Origin of the sequence: Bacillus sp. SIMBA_031, from assembly GCF_046535225.1 — a bacterium.
In the GTDB taxonomy this organism is placed as follows: Bacteria; Bacillota; Bacilli; order Bacillales; family Bacillaceae; genus Bacillus; species Bacillus velezensis.
Genome location: NZ_JAWRXC010000001.1, coordinates 1,104,575 through 1,125,654 on the forward strand (window position 1 = coordinate 1,104,575; position 21,080 = coordinate 1,125,654).

14 protein-coding genes, 1 tRNA gene and 1 other annotated feature are annotated in these 21,080 nt (G+C 46.0%); of the genes, 3 read left to right on the forward strand and 12 right to left on the reverse strand.

Annotated elements, in window-relative coordinates; all coding sequences use genetic code 11:
- Window positions 1–294: 294 nt before the first annotated feature.
- The 3 genes from dacB to SB724_RS04930 all read right to left on the reverse strand — a co-directional run bounded on the left by dacB (window position 295) and on the right by SB724_RS04930 (window position 4,261).
- The gene (gene dacB, locus SB724_RS04920) at window positions 295–1,770 is read right to left on the reverse strand and encodes a D-alanyl-D-alanine carboxypeptidase/D-alanyl-D-alanine endopeptidase (protein WP_265971607.1); all 1,476 of its coding nucleotides are present in this window, start codon (window positions 1,768–1,770) and stop codon (window positions 295–297) included.
- Window positions 1,771–1,788: 18 nt separating this feature from the next.
- Window positions 1,789–2,757, reverse strand: coding sequence for an aldose 1-epimerase (locus SB724_RS04925; RefSeq protein ID WP_410570301.1), 969 nt, complete (start codon window positions 2,755–2,757; stop codon window positions 1,789–1,791).
- 115 nt (window positions 2,758–2,872) lie between these two features.
- The gene (locus tag SB724_RS04930; RefSeq protein WP_410570302.1) at window positions 2,873–4,261 is read right to left on the reverse strand and encodes an MATE family efflux transporter; all 1,389 of its coding nucleotides are present in this window, start codon (window positions 4,259–4,261) and stop codon (window positions 2,873–2,875) included.
- Window positions 4,262–4,489: 228 nt separating this feature from the next.
- Here SB724_RS04930 and SB724_RS04935 point away from each other — a divergent pair, with 228 nt between their 5' ends.
- Entirely contained in the window at window positions 4,490–5,032 is a 543-nt protein-coding gene (locus SB724_RS04935; RefSeq protein ID WP_265971604.1) for an IseA DL-endopeptidase inhibitor family protein, read from the forward strand.
- Window positions 5,033–5,176: 144 nt separating this feature from the next.
- Here the strand turns inward: SB724_RS04935 and SB724_RS04940 are convergent.
- The 3 genes from SB724_RS04940 to SB724_RS04950 all read right to left on the reverse strand — a co-directional run bounded on the left by SB724_RS04940 (window position 5,177) and on the right by SB724_RS04950 (window position 6,383).
- A tRNA-Arg gene (locus tag SB724_RS04940) sits at window positions 5,177–5,249 on the reverse strand.
- Window positions 5,250–5,291: 42 nt separating this feature from the next.
- On the reverse strand, window positions 5,292–5,837 hold the full coding sequence (locus SB724_RS04945) for a site-specific integrase (RefSeq protein ID WP_003153850.1): 546 nt from the start codon (window positions 5,835–5,837) through the stop codon (window positions 5,292–5,294).
- A 315-nt stretch (window positions 5,838–6,152) separates the two neighbouring features.
- Window positions 6,153–6,383 (reverse strand): excisionase family DNA-binding protein, encoded by a 231-nt coding sequence (locus SB724_RS04950; protein WP_082998574.1) that lies wholly within the window; start codon window positions 6,381–6,383, stop codon window positions 6,153–6,155.
- Window positions 6,384–6,626: 243 nt separating this feature from the next.
- Between SB724_RS04950 and ggt the strand changes: the two genes are divergently transcribed.
- Window positions 6,627–8,402: a gamma-glutamyltransferase gene (gene ggt, locus SB724_RS04955; protein WP_410570304.1), complete on the forward strand. Its 1,776-nt coding sequence runs from the start codon at window positions 6,627–6,629 to the stop codon at window positions 8,400–8,402.
- A gap of 46 nt (window positions 8,403–8,448) precedes the next feature.
- Here ggt and SB724_RS04960 read toward each other — a convergent pair whose 3' ends face one another.
- The 4 genes from SB724_RS04960 to SB724_RS04975 all read right to left on the reverse strand — a co-directional run bounded on the left by SB724_RS04960 (window position 8,449) and on the right by SB724_RS04975 (window position 13,546).
- Window positions 8,449–9,624, reverse strand: a complete 1,176-nt coding sequence (locus SB724_RS04960; RefSeq protein ID WP_044802248.1) for an MFS transporter — start codon at window positions 9,622–9,624, stop codon at window positions 8,449–8,451.
- A gap of 143 nt (window positions 9,625–9,767) precedes the next feature.
- Window positions 9,768–10,070, reverse strand: coding sequence for an ArsR/SmtB family transcription factor (locus SB724_RS04965; RefSeq protein WP_003153841.1), 303 nt, complete (start codon window positions 10,068–10,070; stop codon window positions 9,768–9,770).
- A gap of 46 nt (window positions 10,071–10,116) precedes the next feature.
- Entirely contained in the window at window positions 10,117–12,036 is a 1,920-nt protein-coding gene (thrS, locus tag SB724_RS04970) for a threonine--tRNA ligase (protein ID WP_410570307.1), read from the reverse strand.
- A 52-nt stretch (window positions 12,037–12,088) separates the two neighbouring features.
- Window positions 12,089–12,313 (reverse strand) — a binding site (T-box leader).
- Window positions 12,314–12,682: 369 nt separating this feature from the next.
- Window positions 12,683–13,546: a LysR family transcriptional regulator gene (locus tag SB724_RS04975; protein WP_410570309.1), complete on the reverse strand. Its 864-nt coding sequence runs from the start codon at window positions 13,544–13,546 to the stop codon at window positions 12,683–12,685.
- Between the two features lie 118 nt (window positions 13,547–13,664).
- Between SB724_RS04975 and SB724_RS04980 the strand changes: the two genes are divergently transcribed.
- Window positions 13,665–14,645: a zinc-binding dehydrogenase gene (locus tag SB724_RS04980; RefSeq protein ID WP_105937639.1), complete on the forward strand. Its 981-nt coding sequence runs from the start codon at window positions 13,665–13,667 to the stop codon at window positions 14,643–14,645.
- Window positions 14,646–14,976: 331 nt separating this feature from the next.
- Here the strand turns inward: SB724_RS04980 and gltD are convergent, their stop codons facing one another.
- Together gltD and gltB are read right to left on the reverse strand one after the other, a co-directional pair.
- On the reverse strand, window positions 14,977–16,458 hold the full coding sequence (gltD, locus tag SB724_RS04985) for a glutamate synthase small subunit (RefSeq protein ID WP_003153838.1): 1,482 nt from the start codon (window positions 16,456–16,458) through the stop codon (window positions 14,977–14,979).
- Window positions 16,459–16,474: 16 nt separating this feature from the next.
- Window positions 16,475–21,034: a glutamate synthase large subunit gene (gene gltB, locus SB724_RS04990; protein WP_410570312.1), complete on the reverse strand. Its 4,560-nt coding sequence runs from the start codon at window positions 21,032–21,034 to the stop codon at window positions 16,475–16,477.
- Between the last annotated feature and the right edge of the window lie 46 nt (window positions 21,035–21,080).

Here is a 21,080-nt window from a genome sequence, read left to right on the forward strand (position 1 = left end):
ATTTCTATAATCTTTATACCATGTAAAACGGTATGTATGCACACTGTAAACTGGTTCTTAAATACTATAATAAGGAATAAAATGTATAATTAATTGCGCTTTTAAAAAGGTTTTGCCTCCTGAAAAGAAGTTTTACGTTAGAAAATGGAAAAATTGGTGAACGAGTAAGAAAGTATAATGTAAAAAAAGGAAGTATATTGCCGATATTACTTTTTGAAAAGATTGATTCATAATCGCAATATAATGTTTTACAGACATCAAAAAAAGCCGAATCCTCTAAGGATTCGGCTCTTCTTATTGATTTGCCAGAACGACTGCGATTTTGTCTTCAATGTCTTTTCCGTCATCTTCGTCAAGCAGCCCGTTTTGAAGTACGGAAAAAATAAGCGTATCTCCTGTTTTTGTGTCTACATAGCCGGCAATCGAACTGACTGATGTTAGTGACCCGGTTTTCGCTTTAATTTTGCCTTCTGCTGGAGTATTCTTCAGCCGGTTCCGAAGGGTTCCTCCCGTCATTCTGTCGCTTGCGCCGGCGACAGGGAGCGAACGAAGGAAAGCCGGGTACCACTTTTCTTTCTGAACCGCATACAAAAGCTCTCCGATTTGGCCGGCGGATACGCCGTTAATATGAGAAACGCCGGATCCGTCTCTTGCAATCAATTCATCCGGATTCAGCCCGAACGATTTGAGCTCCGATTTCATCACGTCCAAGCCCTTTTCCCAGCTGCCCTCCCCTTTTTTCACTTTTCCCATTTCCTTGATCAGAATTTCGGCGTGCCCGTTGTTGCTCAGTTTCATAAACGGGATCAATAATTCTGAAAGAGGCATGGATGTCCGTGATGTGACAAGCTGGGTGCGGTGCGGCATTCGCCCTGTTCTGATTTTCCCTTTTACAGTTATACCCTGTTTAGTAAGCGCTTGTTTCCATAAATCTAAAGCATAGGACGACGGATCCCATACTGCCGCCCATTCTCTAGCCTTTGACGAGCCGGCAGGTATGGTTCCCTTTATCGTAATCACATTGCCACCGTGCTCCCGTTCAACCGTCAATTCTTTCTTTTCATCAGAAGCGACGGTTTTCACTTCATTTTTCACACGAACGACGTCCGTATGGGGAGAAATCGAAATGCGCGGCTTTTTACCGGGCTGTTTCGCCGGGCTGATTTCCGCAATCACCGTTCCGGTATCATAATCCTCATTTGGTGAAGCGGTAAGAGCTGATACTTGCGCGCCATAATATTGGCCTTCATCGCTCCACGGAAGATCAACTGAATACCTGGTAGCGTCATACCACGAGTCGTCCCCGACCAGATCTCCTTTAATGACATGGATGCCTCTGGCTTTGACCTGTTTAGCCATCTTCTCAAAATCAGAAGCCAATAGGGTCGGATCGCCTTTTCCCCTAAGATAAAGGTTTCCACGCAGCTGTTTTCCTTTTGCGGCGCCGTCTGCCCGTACTTCTGTCTTAAAGGTGTAATCTTCTCCGAGAACGGAAAGCGCAGTAGATGCCGTCAGCAGCTTCATCAGTGATGCAGGCCTCAGCCGCATATCTTCCCGGCTGCCGAACAGCACCTCCCCTGTTTTTGCTGACCGGACACTGACGCTCGCTGAAGCTCCCTTTAAAGCAGGTTCTTCATCCAGAATGTGTTCCAGCTCTTTTTGCAAAGTATTTTTTTGTTCAGCCGCCTTAGCCGCATCATCAATATAAGGAACTGCGGCAATGATCAAAAGCAGAATCACCGCGCTCAAGCGTTTCACATATGTTTTCAATGTTATCCCGCCTCTTTCCTATTCTTCGTCATGCAAAATGGTGATCCTGGATGAGGCAGCCGCTTCTTCGCCCGGTTTCAGAATCTGAAGCCCTGTCAGTGATGCAGGCTGATTCAGATTAAATGCATCTGTAACGGAAGTATAAGGCTCAAGACTGACAAACCCCTGCTTTCCGTCACCGTTATACACCACCCAATGCTTGAAAGACGTGTCTGCTTGATACAAAACGGATAATTTCTCATCCGGATGATAAATAACAGCTTCGTTATTGCCGCCATTCCGTCCGGAAGAAAGAAAAACATCGTCAAACTGTTTATTTTTCAAAGACATCCCCTGACGGAACGCTTCTTTATCAGGCACATCCAATAAACGGCCCGTCGGCACGAAACGTTCATTTAATTCCCACATGCGGTCAGCCGTCAAAAATAGACGGGAACGCTCTTCATTGAAAACAAAAGTTGAATGATAGCCGAGCCCCCAAGGAAAAGCCTCCGTTCCCTTGTTGATAATCAGCGCCCGCTGCGTAAACACATTGTCTTTTAATGTATAGGTCATCCGGACAATGACATCGTGCGGAAATTGTTTATGAACACGGGGAATCTTTGAAAGATCAATTTCTGTTTCGACTGTCATTCCATCCCCCTCTTCTTTCGCTGCCGCCGCTTTCCAATGCTGATTGTGAAGAAAGCCGTGAATATGATTATGTTTATCCTCTTCGTTTATCTCAAATTGATACGCGCGGCCGTCAAAACGAAACGTCCCGTCCGTAATCCGGTTCGGCGGGAATAAAACGGGAATGCCGTACAGCATCGGTTTTTTGCGGAATTGCTCCGCAGTTTCCGGTTCTCTAAGAAGCCGCATACCGGTTCTTTTATCCCGAAGCGATATGACATTTGATCCCCACTCCGGCACAATGATGCATTCAGCCTGATCAGTCTCCGCTTTAATGGCTGAAACCCCTAAATAAGTCGTATGTTCAATCGTCATAAGCACCTGCCCTTTCCTTGTTTTCTAGCATGTATAGGAATTCCATTTTCTAAACTCATTTTCCTTCTCTAAAAAAAACATCGCCCGTATGAACTGAGCGATGTGCGGTAAAACCTTATTGAATCAGCCGGGTAATCTGTTTTTTCTTCCATACAAACCGGTAATATCCGTATTGCAGCAGCAGGCTGACGACAAAAGCCGCCGGATAACCGACCCAAATGCCGAGAATGCCGAGATTCGTATAATGAGAAAGAATAAAGGCCACAGGCACTTCAATTCCCCAAATCGCAAATATACTGATAATCGTCGGCCATAACACCGTACCGCTCGCCCGCATTGTTGCTGAAACAATCTGAGCGTGACCGAAAATCAGATAGCTCCAAAGAGTAATCATAATCAGATTGCGGGCAATGTGGAGTGTATCCTGATCGGTTAAAAACAAAGCCAGTATCTGCCGGGAGAAGGTATAAATCAGCACAATCAAAACCCCGCCGATCAAATAATTCAGGCCGATGCCGACTTTGATGACCTGCTTCAGCCGGCCGAATTGATTGGCGCCAATGGATTGGGCGGCAAAAATTGAAACGGCGATACCGAGGCTTACCGCCGGCATCTGCACATAACTCGCCACTTGGTTGACGACCCCGTAAGCAGCCGTCGCGTTAGATCCGTATTGATTGACAAATGAAATGACCGCAATTTCAGAAAGTGACACGAGAATCATATTGATGCTCGACGGAATACCGAGACGGAGTAAAAGCGCGAGCAGCTTTTTGTCCATTTTAAGAGAACGGAGCGCAGTCCGGTCAAATGCCAATGGATGTTTCCTTTTCCGCAAATAAACCATGAGTACGATAAATGTCACGATGTTTGAAATCACGGTTGCATACGCCGAACCGTAAATGCCGAACTTCGGAAGTCCGAAAAGCCCGAGAATCAATAAGGGCAAAAGCCCGATGTTTATGACTGTACTGACGATTAACGTATAAAACGGAGTCTTTGAATCTCCCGTTCCACGTAAAAATGTCGTATACGCAAAATATAAAAACATCAGCGGCATTGCGCAAAACAAAATGCGCGCATATCGGACACTGACATCTATTACGTTTTCCGGCGTTCCCATCAGCCGCAGAATATCAAGCGTAAACACACTGCCGACAACTGCCAGAACAACACCGATCATAAAGGTAAAAGTCAGTGTAGTGCCGACAATCGCCTTCATCCTCTCTTCGTTTTTCGCGCCGTAAGCCTGCCCGATCAGAATGGAACTTCCCGAACCGATTCCGATCGTAAAGGAGATCAGCAGAAAAAACAGCGGAAAAAAAGACGATACGGCGGCAAGCGCATCGACTCCGAGCCACCTTCCGACAAATACCATTCCGACCAATTGGCCGACAGATTGCAATACATTGCTTAAAAGCAGCGGCACTAAAAACAGTGACATCGATCGCCAGACAGACTGGCCGCGGCCTTCCGCTGTTTCTAAATGATCTTGTACTTCCATATGTAGGACTCCTTTTTTGATTTTCTTCCATTTTATTATTCAGCAGACAGCTTGTAAAAACCTTTTGTTCAATGAAACTCTTTATCTTTTTCTCACGTCTTACATGGAAATAAACCATAAAAATAAAAAGTCCGGAAAATATTTCTGAAAAGGTATTGTAATCTTACCGTAATTATTGTAACATTTGTAACATAAGAGAAAGAGATTGATTGAAGGAGAGATTATATCATGAAAAAATGGCTATTATTCCTCACTACTATTACATTGATTCTGTCATTGGGCACTGCGGCGACCGCAAAAAATGCACCTAATGACCTTACACAAAAACAAGCACTTCAGCTGGCTCTGTCAGCGAGAGAACATTTCTGGAACACAATGAGCGGCGGTGCGCTTAAATCAAACGCAAATTGCACATCTGAACCGTTTGAATATCAAAATCTGCAATATGTATTTATGTGCAAAGACCTCGGAACAAAAGCGAAAGCCGTAAAATATCTGACACCCGCTTTTACAAAGCAAGCGATTGACAAAGGGTTCAAAGATTACCACTTCACTGTAAAAGACGGCAAATTGGCTGTTCCGGTCGGCGACGGAGATAACCTCCTGAATTGGAAAAAAGCAAAAATGACTCTTCTTTCTAAAAAAGGAAGCATCCAAACATACCGCTTCACTGTACCGACTCTTGACGGTTCTCCGTCAGCAAAACGTGATGTAACATTCGTAAAAGAAAACAACATTTGGAAGGTCAATCAATTTGATGCTGTCATATAAGAAAAAGCCCGCTTGCTTACAGCGGGCTTTTTTCACACCATTTCCACCAGGTTCTCACAAAATATTCAACTCAAAAACCCCTTGTATAACAAGGGGTTTTTTGTTTGCCGACATTATTAATCTGCGCCTATCTCATACAAAAAACGCTCTAGGAGAGATTCGAACTCCCGACCTGCAGTTTAGGAAACTGCTGCACTATCCGCTGTGCTACTAGAGCCTGCTTCTATTATAGTAACGCTGGCGGCCGTTTTTTTCAAGTCTACAGCCCTCCGAACACTTTATAGGCGGCTCTCGTCGTATCTTCATCTATTCCGATATAACGCATTGTAATAGACGGAGAAGAATGATTCAAAATCCTCTGCAGTTCAGCAATGTCTTTTGTCCTCTGATAAAAATGATAACCGAACGTCTTTCTAAGCGTATGCGTCCCGATTTCCTCCAACCCGCAAGCGGCAGCCGCTTCCTTTAATATTCTGTATGCCTGAATCCGGGATATAGGCTTATTCGTCCGTTTCGATTTAAACAAATAGTCATCTTCTTTCATGTCTTTTGTATAAGCGTATATGTCGGCCTTTAAAGACTCCAGTATCAGAATTTTTCTTTTCTTTCTCGTTTTGCTTTCGGTTGCCCACACATGGTCTTTGTTCCTTACATCCCTCACGCGAAGCGGCAGAACATCAGAAATCCGCAGTGCGCTGTTCATGCCGAAAATAAATAAAAAATAATCACGATCACTTTTTTTCATTAAATACTGTTTGACTTCCTGGATCTTCTCCAAACTTCGGATCGGCTGTACGATATGCATCAAAAAACCCCTTATAATTGGTAAAGTAACATATTGAGTATTATGTTACTATTATAGCCGAAACCTGTTGAATGATAAAGGGTAAAGGGTCTTATGTAACATAATATACATAGTGTTACATAAGGGGAATCAGATACGCAGTTTCAACAAATTCCTCAAAAACATCATTTTCAGCCCGATGACAAGCTTTTAAACAAATTGATACTTAAGGTATTAAAAAATGAAAACAACGGCCTTAAAATGAAATCTGAGCATCCGTTTTTTTGTGAGCAACCGAAAAAAATGAAAAAAAAAGACACAATATGAAATTGTGTCCTAGTCTTCATCTTTTACATCAATGTCTTCAGGAAGCGGCTCATGTAAAAATTCTTGAATCATTTCCTTATATTTTTCCAGCTGCTCGAGATGGGTTTGAAATTGTTCCTTGTTGATTAAATATTGCTGTCCGTCATGGACGGCCCTTATTTTATTCGTCAAAACAAGATTGTGCACATATTCTTCAGGAAGACTGGTAAACTCAGCTGTCTCTTTGATCGTTAAATACATGGCTCACGTTCCTTTCATATGTCATGTGAGTGAATTCTGTTTTGTTTATTGTAGCTTATTTTTTGTCTTTATGCTTGTTTCACAGCTTTTTCAGTCCGGTTTCCCATTTAGCCTATTTGCGACTGATTACATTCACACAGAAACCCCAACTTTTTGCACACCGGACTATTCCGTTTGTCACTTGTGAAAACAGCACATTTTACTTACTCTATAATTGTAAGCGGAAAACAAAGGAGGCAGACTATGAAAAAGAAAAAGTTTATGAATCTCTGTTTTATCGTTCTGCTCAGTACTTTGCTCGCGGCCGGAAGCATCCCTTATCACGCTCAGGCTAAGAAACACCCGTTTTCCTATGACGACTACAAACAGGTAGATGTCGGCAAAGACGGCATGGTTGCCACCGCCCATCCTCTCGCTTCACAAATCGGTGCCGACGTGCTGAAAAAAGGCGGCAATGCAGTTGACGCCGCGGTTGCCATTCAATTCGCATTAAACGTAACTGAACCTATGATGTCGGGAATCGGCGGCGGCGGATTTATGATGGTTTATGACGCGAAGACGAAAGACACCACCATTATCGACAGCCGGGAACGCGCACCGGCAGGCGCAACACCGGATATGTTCCTTGACGAAAACGGCAAAGCCATCCCTTTCTCCGAACGTGTTACTAAAGGGACTGCAGTCGGTGTTCCGGGAACATTAAAAGGACTTGAAAAAGCGCTCGACAAATGGGGCACACGCTCCATGAAACAACTCATCACCCCTTCCATTAAACTTGCCTCAAAAGGCTTTCCGATCGATTCGGTTTTAGCTGATGCCATCTCAGATTATAAAGACAAATTATCACACACTGCTGCAAAAGACGTGTTTCTTCCGGACGGAGAACCTCTGAAAGAAGGAGACACACTCGTCCAAAAAGACTTAGCCAAAACATTTACAGCTATTAAGTACAAAGGCACAAAAGCATTCTATGACGGTGCATTCTCCAAAAAGCTAGCGGAAACAGTGCAGAAATTCGGCGGCTCAATGACAGAAAAAGACATTAAAAACTTCAATGTGACGATTGACGAACCGATCTGGGGAGATTACCAGGGCTATCATATCGCAACTGCTCCTCCTCCAAGCTCGGGCGGTGTTTTCCTGTTGCAAATGCTGAACCTCTTGGATGATTTTAAGCTTTCTCAATATGATATCCGTTCTTGGCAAAAATATCAGCTTCTCGCAGAAACGATGCATTTGGCTTATGCTGACCGCGCCGCATTTGCCGGGGACCCAGAATTCGTCAACGTCCCTCTCAAAGGTCTCTTGAATCCAGATTATATCAATGCCCGCAGACAGCTGATAGATATTGATAAAGTCAATAAAAAACCGAAAGCCGGCGATCCTTGGGCCTATCAGGAAGGTTCTGCAAACTATAAACAAGTGGAGCAGCCGACTGACAAACAAGAAGGCCAAACGACTCACTTCACGGTAACTGATCGCTTCGGCAATGTCGTATCTTATACGACAACAATTGAACAGCTGTTCGGTTCCGGCATTATGGTTCCCGGATACGGCGTTGTGTTGAATAATGAGTTAACAGACTTCGATGCGGTGCCTGGCGGCGCAAATGAAGTGCAGCCGAATAAACGTCCGCTCAGCAGCATGACTCCGACTATTTTATTCAAAAATAACGAACCCGTCCTGACTGTCGGCTCCCCCGGCGGAGCAACGATTATTTCTTCCGTCCTGCAAACGATCCTGAACAAAGTTGAGTACGGCATGGATCTGAAAGCGGCGGTCGAAGAGCCGAGAATTTACACAAACAGCATGACATCCTATCGATATGAAAAAGGAGTGCCGGAAGAAGCCCGCACAAAACTGAACGAAATGGGGCATAAATTCGGCAGCAGCCCGGTTGATATCGGGAATGTGCAAAGCATCCTGATCGACCGTGAAAACGGCACCTTCACCGGAGTCGCCGACTCAAGCCGAAACGGAGCCGCAATCGGCGTAAACTTGAAAAATTATAAAAAATAACAAGACAAAAAGCCTCGTTTCTCAAGCTGAGAAATGAGGCTTTTGTTTATTCTGCACTGTATTCAGTTGAGGTTTTTTCAGACGTTAATGACGCAAGCGAAAGCACGCCGCACATCGCGATGACAACACCCGCTGATCCGATCCATGTCACTGACGCAAGAGACAGATGAGTGACAACAATGCCCCCGATGCCCGCCCCGGCCGCCATAGCCAGCTGCATCACAGACTGGTTGAGGCCAAGTAATACACCCGATGATTCAGGCTCCATCGTTGCCAAATGATACTGCTGAGCAGGCCCAGATGACCAGGCGGCGAAGGACCAAAAAATAAGCACTGCCGCCGCTCCGAAAGCAGAATGTGTCACAAACGGCAATAACATGAGCATGATAGCATGAAGCGCCATTCCGCCGGTTAATGTCATACGCGCCCCCCATTTGTCTGCGCTGAAACCGCCTGCTTTAGAACCGGCAAGACTTGCAACACCGAAAATAAGCAGCAATGTACTCAGTATTCCGCTGCCGATATGAGTGACGTTCAGTAAATACGGAGAAAGGTACGTATACGCAACCGAATAGCCTCCGAGCCAAAAAAACGTAATGGCCAGCCCGACAGCCACCTTTCGTTTCTTCAAAAGAGAAAATTGCTGAATGAGCGGCACCGGTTTATCTCCTTTTATCTCAGGCAACGCGAAACGTATAATAAGCATAGCAATGATTCCAATTGCCGCAATTCCGGCGAAAACCACTTTCCAGCCGAAAGCTTCAGACACGGTTCTTCCGATCGGAACACCGATAATGAGCGCCGCCGTAAACCCCATAATGACGGTTGCGAGAGAACTTGCCTGTTTTCCCGGGGGAGCGATTTTTGCTGCGATCGTAAGCGCGGTGACCACCACGGTTCCTGCTCCAAGCGCCATGATCACCCGCGCTCCCGCAAATAAGCCGAATCCCTGCACAAGGAAAGAAATGATATTCCCGATAACAAACAGCCCCAGAGCATAGATCATGAGCTTCCTTCTGTCCAGTTTTGCTGTAAGGGCCATCATGACAGGCGTTCCGATTGCATAAACAAGCGAAAAAATCGTAATCAGCTGCCCTGCCGCTGCCACAGTAACTCCCAAGGAACCTGCAATTTTATCAAGCATCCCTGATATCACATATTCAGACGTCCCCACTAAAAAACTGATAATTGCCAAAATGTAAATCTTCCAGGTATTTTGCACCTGACACACTCCTTCATTGATGATTTATATAAAGATATATTGTGATATATCGATATAAAGAGTTAAAAAAACAGAAACAAATCGCAATATGTCGATGTGTAGTCGGAAAAAGAAACTGAATCCCTCTTCTAAAGGATTCAGCCCTACATTTCGCGCTGAAAATAATCGGCCATCGCCTTTATCGCGTCTTCATCTCTTTTATAATAGGTGTATTTGCCAATCCGTTTTGTTTGGATAAGGCCCGCCCGCTGAAGGATGGAAAGATATTGAGACGCCGTTGACTGTGTCATCTGAAGCTTATCGGTGATCTGGCTGACACACACTCCGATCTCATTCATATCAATGCCATCATGCGGTGCGAAGTGACGGTCCGGCTCTTTCAGCCATTGTAAAATCTCAAGCCGTGACTCATTAGACAACGCTTTAAAAACATCAATAGGTTTCATACGCTTTATTATATCGTGATTTTACGATATGTCAATGTTGTTTTTATTAAATCTCTATTTTTTGTTTTGCCTCTCTTATGATCCGGGAAATAAAATCACTCACATTCTCTTCAAATGTGTCTTCCCGCCCGTATTGCCGTACATGTACAGATTGATGGCGGCACTCTTGATCCCCCACAACCGCAATATACGGTATTTTTTTCATTTGTGCTTCTCTGATTTTATAGCCGAGTTTTTCATCGCGCTGATCGAGCTCAGCCCGGATACCCGCTTTCTTCATTTGCAGGTGCACCTGTTCTGCGCAGTCCCGGTGTGCAGTGTTTGATACTGGGATGATTTTTGCCTGTACCGGTGCAAGCCATAAAGGGAACGCTCCCCCGAAATGTTCTGTAATGATTCCGAGAAATCTATCGAGAGATCCGAATACCGCCCGGTGAATGACAACAGGACGGACTTTTTGGTTTTTTTCATCAATATATGTTAAATCAAATTTCTCCGGCATTTGAAAATCCAGTTGGACAGTGGCGCATTGATGGCTCCGGTTCAGCGCATCTTTTATATGAATATCAATTTTCGGTCCATAAAATGCACCATCTCCCCGATTAAACCGAAAACGATATCCCTGTTCTTTTAATACTTTTTCTAATGCGCTCTCAGCCCTGTCCCACAAGTGTTCGCTTCCCATGTAATCTTCCGGTCTTGTTGACAGCTCAATATCATAGGAAAAACCAAATGCGGTGTACACCTCGTGAATCAGCTGCAGCGCCGAAGCGATCTCACTCTCGATCTGATCCTGCGTTACAAAAATGTGTGCGTCATCCTGGCAAAAAGATCTGACGCGGAGCAGGCCATTAAGCGCCCCGCTGAATTCGTGACGGTGCACCTGACCGAACTCAGCCATCCGAATCGGAAGATCACGATAAGAACGAAGCTTTTCTTTAAATATGAGCATGTGGCCGGGGCAGTTCATCGGCTTTAACGCGAAGCGCTGATGATCAGCTTCTGAGAAATACATATTCGCTTTATAATGATCCCAGTGGCCGGATTGCTCCCAAAGACGCTGGTTCATCATCATAGGGGTGCGCACTTCCTGATAATGATAGTCATCCTGCTTTGAACGCAGAAATGATTCAAGCGTGTTTCGGATAAACTGACCGTTCGGCAGATAAAAAGGCATACCCGGCGCTTCTTCCGAAAACATAAAAAGTTGTAACTCCGCTCCCAATTTCCGATGATTTCTCATCTCCGCCTCTTTCAACACCTGAAAATGTCTGTTCAGCTCCTTTTCTGAGGAAAATGCTTTTCCATAGATGCGCTGGAGCATTTTTTGGTTGCTGTCGCCGCGCCAATAAGACCCTGATACATGAGTGAGCGAAAAAGCTTTTATCTGTCCGGCAGACGCCAAGTGCGGACCCCGGCATAAATCAATGAATTCGCTCTGGCGGTATATACTGATTGTATCAGTCTGCGAAATACCCGCTAAGAGCTCAAGCTTCAGCGGTTCATGAGCAAACAGCTGCTCTGCCTCTTCTCTGGAGATTTCTTCTCTGATAATTTCCGGATTTTCCGAAATGATTCGGTTCATCTCTTTTTCAATGACGGCCAGGTCTTTTTCAGTAATTGTTTCATCCATATCAAAATCATAATAAAAGCCATTGTCAATAACGGGTCCGAGCCCTAAACAAACCTTCGGATACAGACGTTTTACCGCTTGCGCCAATACGTGTGCTGCTGTGTGTCTCATCACTTCCAGTCCCGCTTCAGACTGAAAACTGCACAGTTCAATCGCCGCATCCTTATGAATGCTTCTTCTAAGGGCATATAACGATCCGTTTACCTTTCCGGCGGCAGACGTCTTTTTCAGACTCGGACTGATTGATTGAGCGATCTCTTCTAACGTAACGCCTTTCCGGTATTTTTTTTGTTTTCCATCAGGAAAAGTAATCACAATGTGTGGCTTCTTCACGGTCTGATCTCTCCTTTATTTTTAATAAAATAAAAAACACACTCATCCCAAAGCAAGGGACGAGTGTGTGTCAGACCCGCGGTTCCACCCAAATTCCCGCCACTTCAAGTGACGGCTCATTTTTGCCGTAACGCGGCTATACGGTATCGGCTGCTTTCGTTCACCGATACAGCTCAAAAGGCGGTAAGCTCATTCTTCGTGCCGGGAAGGTCTCAGCCGCGCCCTCCCTCTCTGTATGGCCGGTTAAAATGTCTCATGTCCTTATCATTGCCATTTTTCTTATATAAACATAAAAACACACTCATCCCAAAAGAAGGGACGAGTGTGTGTCAGACCCGCGGTTCCACCCAAATTCCCGCCACTTCAAGTGACGGCTCATTTTTGCCGTAACGCGGCTATACGGTATCGGCTGCTTTCGTTCACCAATACAGCTCAAAAGGCGGTAAGCTCATTCTTCGTGCCGGGAAGGTCTCAGCCGTGCCTTCCCTCTCTGTATGGCCGGTTAAAATGTCTCATGTCCTTATCATTGCAGATACTTTATCTGAAAAACTTTCTTTTATTATACATAAATTTTCCGAAAAAGAAAGTTTTTTTAAGAAAAACCAGAACGAAAAAAATTGGCGTACACAGCTGTCCTGTTTTCTCATCATCCGTTCGGTAATGCTTTTAATCCATTCAGCAGTTCTTCAAACGCCGATGTCAAAAATAAATCACTCCGGTAGATGAATGATATATTCATACCCCGAAACTGTTCAGGAAGCTCATGAAGAAAAAGATTTTTCCTGTTTTGAAAATAACGGACGGCTGATGCAGGCAGAAAGGAAACCCCCATCCCCGCCTGCACCGCCCCAATAATGGCTTCCAACGTACCGAATTCAATGATTTTATGTGCGGGCACTGCCTCTTCTTTCAGTATGTTTTTTATTTTGCGGCGGTGCGAACAGCCCGCGGCAAAATACAGAATCGGATCTCGCAACAAGTCTTGCAAACTGCCTTCCCGCTTATTTGAAACCAAGACCAATTCTTCTTGAAATACAGCGACTTGCTCAAGATCTTCGTATTCGACCGGACCATAAACAAAAGCGCCGTCCAGCTCATAGTGTAAGACGCGCTGCACTAAGGTATGTGTATCACCCGTTGACAGAGACAGCTGTACTTTCGGGTAACGGCTGTAATACTCTGTGAAAAATTGAGGGAGATGGACGGCTGCCGCCGTTTCAAGAGAACCGATTCGAAGCGGGCCGTTCGGATCGCCTGCCTCTTGCGCCGTTTTTTGCGCCTCATGCAGCAATTGAAGGATTCTGTCAGCGTCTTTCAATAAGTTTTCACCTGCGGGCGTCAGCGTCATCCCCCGATTTGTGCGGTAAAAAAGCTGTGTTTGCAATTGCCGTTCCAGCTGCTGAATCCGGTTTGTCACATTTGATTGAACATAATGCAGGCTTTCTGCCGCCTTTGAAATACTTCCTTTGCGGGCGACAGCCTGAAAAATCTTTAAGTCTCCGCTTTCCATGTAAGGGCACCTTCTTGCTATGATTTTTATTGATAGCCGGCTATCAATTTTCATTTATTTACTGCAGCTGACACAGCCTGTAAAATCTTTCTCATCAATCATAAAGGAGAGAAGAATGATGAATGCACTTATCATACACGAAAATGGCTTTGATTTCAGGCAGGCACCTGACAAAAGGCCGGGAAACGGCGAAGTAAAAATAAAGCTGAAAACAGCCGGATTAAACCATCGTGATTTGTTTTTAATGAAAAACCACGAAACCGGAAACCATGAATTTACTCTCGGTTCAGACGGCGCGGGGATCGTAACCGAAATAGGACACGGCGTCCGGTCTCATTTACTGCATGCAGAAGTCATCATCAACCCGGTGCTGAATTGGAAGACTGTTGAGGACGTACCAGCCGTCCCTGATATTTTAGGCGGTCCGAGCGACGGAACATTTTCACCTTATGTCATCGTTCCTGCGGAAAACGCCGTTTTAAAACCCGAACACCTGACTTGGGAGGAAGCGGGCGTGCTGCCGTTATCAGCATTAACCGCTTATCGCGCCTTATTTACAAAAGGACAATTAAAAAAAGGCGAACACCTTATCCTTCCGGGCATCGGAAGCGGCGTGGCAACTTACGCCTTATTAATGGCAAAAGCTATCGGAGCGACAGTCAGCGTCACCTCCCGCAGTGAAAATAAAAAACAAACCGCACTGTCATACGGTGCAGACCGGGCGATTGACAGCTACGGTGATTGGAATGAGTCACTGAATGGCGAAAAAGCAGATATCATACTTGACGGTGTAGGCCCCGCCTTGTTTCAACACTATCTTGACATTATTAAACCGAATGGCCGGATCGTAACATTCGGCGCCAGTTCAGGCGATCAGCTCGGATTTCCTATTCGCTCGCTGTTTTTTCCGCAGATTCATATTCTCGGTACATCAATGGGAAGCAATGAGGAATTTGCGGATATGCTGGAATTGATAAACCGCTGCGGCATCCGTCCCATTATCGACCGCATGTACCCTCTCAGTGAAGCAGCTGCCGCTTTTAACAGAATGCGGGAAGGACGGCAGTTCGGCAATATCGGCTTTCGTATAGATGTCTAAAAAAGGAGGAGCGGACCCGTCCGTTTCCTTATTTGTTTATAAGCGTTTCCGCTTGAAATTCAATATGTTTTTCTTCATCAATTAAAATCTGCCCGCAAATCGACTGCAGACACACAGAGCCCGTCACGTTTTTGAAGGCGTCTTAATAAACGGCTCAAGGCTTGCAAATCGTCTCAGTTTGCGGAAGAAAACAATCTCTCCACTCTGTAAAACAAAAATCCATATGTTATCTCCACGTTACCCTTATATGACCAATAAAGGAAGAAGGAGGTTTCATTTCAATACGAAAAACCGGCTGATCCCAGCCGGTTTTATAAATAAACCCCTTTATTTACGGTAAAACAGTGCTCCCCATTAAATAACTGTCGACTTCGCGCGCTGCTTCCCGGCCTTCATTAATCGCCCATACAATCAGGCTTTGGCCCCTTCTCGCATCCCCTGCGGCGAAAACACCGTCAACATTCGTTTTATAATCCCCATATGCCGCCTGAATTTTATGATTTGCCGAATCGACACCGAACTGTTTCAATAATGGCTGTTCTGTCCCTTCAAAACCGATGGCGATGAACACCAGCTGAGCAGGCCATACTTTTTCTGTACCGGGCAGTTCATGAAATTCATACTTTCCGAATTCGTTTCTGACTTTTTCCATTTGAATGGTGTGAATCTCTTGTAAGCGGCCCTGCTTATCGGCCACCATTTTTGTTGTCTGAATTGAATATTCTCTCGGGTCTTTGCCGAACTTTGCCTGCGCTTCTTCATAGGCGTATTCAAGGGTAAAGACGTGCGGCTGTTCAGGCCACATATTGTCGTTCGTGCGCGTCTGAGGAAGTTTAGGATGTTTCCCGAACTGATGCACGCTGCGCGCTTTTTGACGCAGCGCGGTTGCCACGCAATCAGCTCCTGTGTCTCCTCCGCCGATTACGATGACGTCTTTCCCTTTAGCGTCTATAAATTGTTTGTCTTTGAAGTTGGAATCTAAATAGCTTTTCGTCGCCAGTGTTAAATAGTCCATCGCATAATGGACGCCTTTTGCTTCCCGGCCTTCAATCAGCAGATTGCGCTGCTTTTGGGCGCCTGTGCACAAAATGACGGCATCAAATTGTTCTTTCAGCTCATCTGCTGTTATGTCAACGCCGATTTCGGTATTTGTCACAAAATCTATACCTTCCTGCGTCAAAAGCTTTATACGGCGTTCGACGACATTTTTCTCAAGCTTCATGCTCGGAATGCCGTACATCAGCAGGCCGCCGGCTCTGTCGGCACGTTCATAGACTGTTACGGAATGACCGGCTTGATTCAGCTGATCAGCGCTTGCCAAACCTGCCGGGCCTGAACCGACGACAGCGACTTTTTTACCTGTGCGTTTCGCTGGAATTCTCGGCTGAATCCATCCGTTTTCAAACCCTTTATCAATGATCGTCCGCTCGATGTTTTTAATTGAAACAGCCGGATCTGAAATGGCCAGCGTACAAGACCCTTCACAAGGAGCGGGACAGACCCGCCCTGTGAATTCAGGAAAGTTATTCGTTTTCAGAAGACGCTCCAAGGCTTCTTTCCAGCGCCCCCGATAGACGAGGTCATTCCACTCCGGTATCAGATTATAAATCGGGCAGCCGGACGTAAAACCGTTGATATCAGCGCCGATTTGGCAAAACGGTGTGCCGCAATCCATACACCGCGCCCCCTGCCGCTTTGACGCTTCATCTGAAAATGGAGCCGAATACTCTTTCCAATCCTTTAAGCGAGTGAGAGGGTCCCGCTCAGCCGGTTTTTCTCGTTTTTCTTCCATGAATCCAGTTGGTTTCCCCATGTTCCTCTCCCCTTTCTTACTGTACTACCGCTTGTTTTTGATCTTTGGCAGGCGTTTGGAGGACCTTTGTATTGGCTTCAAAAGCATACATAATTGCGTCTTCTTCTGATAAACCCGCCGCTTTTTGTTCTTCGATGCTGAGGAGCATTTGTTTATAGTTTTTCGGAATGACTTTGATAAAGGTTTCTGCGGCTTTTTCCCAATTGTCCAGGAGAGCTGCGGCTTTTTTGCTGTTTGTCAGCGCCGCATGCCGTTTGACCATTTCTTGCACTTCTTTGATCTCCGCCTCATCCGTCAGCTTTTCAAATAAAATCATTTCCATGTTGCATTTGCGTTTAAATGCTTTAGCATCATCACTCAGGACGTATGCGATACCGCCTGACATTCCCGCCCCGAAGTTTTTGCCGACTTCGCCGAGGACGACAACCCGGCCTCCTGTCATATATTCACAGCCGTGGTCTCCGATACCTTCTACAACGACATTGACTCCGCTGTTACGGACTGCAAAACGTTCACCGGCGCGCCCATTAATGTACGCTTCCCCGCTTGTTGCTCCGTAAAATGCGACGTTCCCGATAATAACGTTATCGTGAGTTTCACAATTGAAGTCATCAGGCGCTTTCACGATGATTTTTCCGCCTGAAAGCCCTTTGCCTACGTAGTCATTTGAATCCCCGTTCAAATGAAGCGTCATCCCCTTAGGAACAAATGCTCCGAAACTCTGTCCGGCTGATCCGGTAAAATGAAGTCTGATCGTATCATCCGGCAGGCCTTCCGCTCCGTAGCGTTTAGAAATTTCACTTCCCGTCACGGTTCCGGCTACGCGATTTGTATTATTGATCTTGATTTCAGCTTCCGCTTCCTGACCGGCTTCAATTGCAGCCTGCACCGCCGGAAGAATTACCGTCATATCAAGCGACTCGTCGATTTTATGGTTTTGCGCCGTACGGAAAGTGCGTACGCCTTCAGGCTGGTACAGCAGTGTGGATAAATCAAGCTGGCCCGCTTTCCAATGCGCTTTCGCACGTTCACTGACATGAAGAACGTCTGTCCGTCCGATCATTTCATCAAGCGTCTTAAAGCCTAACTGCGCCATATATTCACGCACTTCTTCTGCGACAAACAGCATGTAATTTACGATATGGTCAGGGTCGCCCATGAATTTTTTGCGGAGCTCCGGGTTTTGCGTCGCGACACCTACAGGACATGTATCTAAATGGCAGGCGCGCATCATGACGCAGCCGAGAACGACAAGCGGCGCTGTAGCAAAGCCGAATTCCTCCGCACCGAGCAAGGCGGCCATTACGACATCTCGGCCTGTCATCAGCTTACCGTCCGTTTCCAATACCACGCGATCCCGTAAACCGTTCAGCATCAGCGTTTGGTGAGCTTCTGCAAGACCAAGCTCCCACGGAAGACCCGTATGTTTAATACTTGTTTTCGGCGACGCGCCCGTTCCGCCATCGTAGCCGCTGATGACGATGACATCTGCAGTGCCTTTTGCCACACCGGCCGCAATCGTGCCGACACCGGCTTTTGACACGAGCTTGACGCTGATTCGCGCGCTTCGATTTGCATTTTTCAAATCATGAATCAGCTGCGCCAAGTCTTCAATGGAATAAATATCATGGTGAGGAGGCGGTGAGATCAGCCCTACACCTGGTGTAGAACCGCGGACATCCGCGACCCAAGGATATACTTTGTTGCCCGGAAGCTGACCGCCTTCTCCCGGCTTCGCCCCTTGCGCCATTTTGATCTGCAATTCATCCGCATTGACGAGATAATGGCTCTTTACGCCGAAACGGCCGGAAGCGATCTGTTTAATCGCACTTCTTCTGTCGTCGCCATTTTCATCCGGAACGAAACGTTTCGGGTCCTCGCCGCCTTCTCCGCTGTTGCTTTTTCCGCCAAGCCTGTTCATCGCTATCGCTAAAGCCTCATGGGCTTCCTTGCTTAATGAACCGAATGACATCGCTCCTGTTTTAAAACGTTTCACGATGGACGCAGCTGATTCAACTTCCTCTAATTTTAAAGGCTTGCGGTCTTCTTTGAAGGCGAACAGATTGCGTAAAAATCCGATTCGTTCTTCATCCGCTGCATGAGAATACTGCTTAAACAGGCTGTAATCATTCTTGCGGCACGCCCATTGCAGGGTATGGATGGTTTTCGGATTGAAAGCGTGGTGCTCTCCCCCGTTCCGCCATTGGAAATCACTTCCCGGATCAAGAGTTTGGCTGTAATCATCCTTGTACGCAGCTTGATGGCGCTGTTTCGCTTCTTGCGCAATCGTTTCGATATCGATTCCGCCAAGCTGAGATGCAGTACCGGTAAAGTATTTGGCGATAACGTCTTCACCGATGCCGACCGCTTCAAAAATTTGGGCGCCCCTGTAACTTTGCACAGTTGAAATCCCCATTTTTGACATCACTTTCACGACGCCTTCTGTTACGCTCTTTCCGTATTTGCTGACAGCTTCTTCATACGGAATATCAAGCCGGCCTTCATCGATTTCCTGCTTATACGTAGCGTAAGTCAAATACGGATTGACAGCATCGGCACCATACCCGATGAGAGCCGCAAAGTGATGAACTTCACGCGCTTCCCCGGATTCAACGATAATGCTTGCTTTTGTTCGCAGGCCTTGGCGGATCAAATGCTGATGCAGCGCACTGACGGCCAAGAGCGGCGAAATCGGCGTCAATTCCTTACTCATTGCCCTGTCAGATAAAATTAACAGAGATACGCCTTCCTTGATCGCTTTTTCCGCCTGCTGAAACAAATCCTTCAGGCCTTTTTCTAGGTCATCGGAAAACAGCGCGCGGATGTTCTGGCTCTTAATGTCAGGGTGCACAAGTGTTTTCAGCGCATAAAACTGTTCGTTTGATAATACAGGAGTATACAGTTTAATGCGGCGGGCATTTCTTTCACTCGGATGCAGCAGATCGCCTTCAGCTCCGAGCCATGTCACCGTGGAGGTCACAAGCTGCTCGCGGATCGCGTCAATCGGCGGGTTTGTAACTTGCGCAAACAGCTGTTTAAAGTAATGAAACAGTGATTGGGCGCGATCGGATAAAACGGCGAGCGGCGAATCATTTCCCATAGAGCCGAGCGGGTCCTTGCCTTCTTTAATAACAGGAATTAAATACTTCTGGATATCTTCATACGTATAGCCAAACGCTTTTTGACGGACGAGAAGATCATCGAATTGTTCCTCTTCCCGGATTTCCGGGTCAGGATTCACTTGAACCAATTCTTCTTCAAGCCATTTTTGATACGGGAATTCATTGGCGATTTCTGTTTTTACTTCTTCATCTGAAATAATCCGGCCTTCCTCTAAGTCAATGAGCAGCATTTTTCCGGGCTCCAGACGTTTTTTATGAAGAATGTTCTCCTGCTCTACTTCAATAACGCCGACCTCAGATGAGAAAATAATATGGTCATCTTTTGTCACATAGTAACGTGCCGGACGCAGACCGTTACGGTCAAGGATGGCGCCGATTTGTTTTCCGTCCGTAAACGAAATGGCGGTCGGCCCGTCCCACGGCTCCATTAAAGAGCTGTGATATTCATAAAAAGCCCGTTTCGCTTTAGACATGTGAGTGTTTTCTGTCCATGGTTCCGGAATCAGCATCATTGCCGTATGTGCCGGTTTCCGTCCTGCCATCACGAAAAATTCAAACGCATTATCAAGAATGGATGAGTCACTGCCCTCAGCATTTAAAATCGGCAGCACTTTGTGAAGATCGTCTCCGAAGCTTTCTGAAACAAACTGCTGCTCCCTCGCTCTCATCCAATTGATGTTGCCCCGGAGCGTATTGATTTCTCCGTTATGAATCAGATAGCGGTTCGGATGGGCACGTTCCCAAGTAGGAAAGGTATTTGTGCTGAATCTTGAATGCACGAGTGAAAATGCAGATACGAAGGTTTCATCCTGCAAATCCAAATAAAAAGCGTCAACCTGCTCAGGCGTTAACAACCCTTTATAAACAATAGTCTGGCTTGACAAGCTTGCGAAGTAAAAATCAAGCTGTTCTTGAACGCCCCAATTTTCCGCCTGCTTCCGGATGACATACAGTTTGCGTTCAAAAGCAAGGCTGTCTTTCAAATCGTTTGCGGCGCCGATGAATACTTGACGCACATACGGGCAAGTGCTTTGTGCCACTGTTCCGATTTTTCCGACATTTACAGGGACGGTTCTCCAGCCGAGAACGATCTGTCCTTCCTGCTCAATGAATGCATTCACCTGTTTTTCGATCTTTTTTCTTTCCTCTTCATTTTGCGAGAAAAAGACCATTCCTACCCCGTAACGGCCTTTTTCCGGCAGTCTCATTTCTCCGCACTCTTTCTTAAAAAAAGCATCAGGGATCTGAACCATCAGGCCGGCGCCGTCACCCGTATTCGGATCACTGCCCTGTCCTCCTCTGTGATCCAGCTGGCAAAGCATCTTCAGTCCTTTTTTGACAATGTCATGTGAAGGTTTCCCTTTTAAATGGGCATACAAGCCGATTCCGCATGCATCGTGCTCAAATTCCGGACGGTAGAGACCTTGTGCTTTCGGCATTTGATTGTAAGTCATAATTCCTCTCCCCCGATCAGTTTCCGTTAATTATCGGTCATAAAAT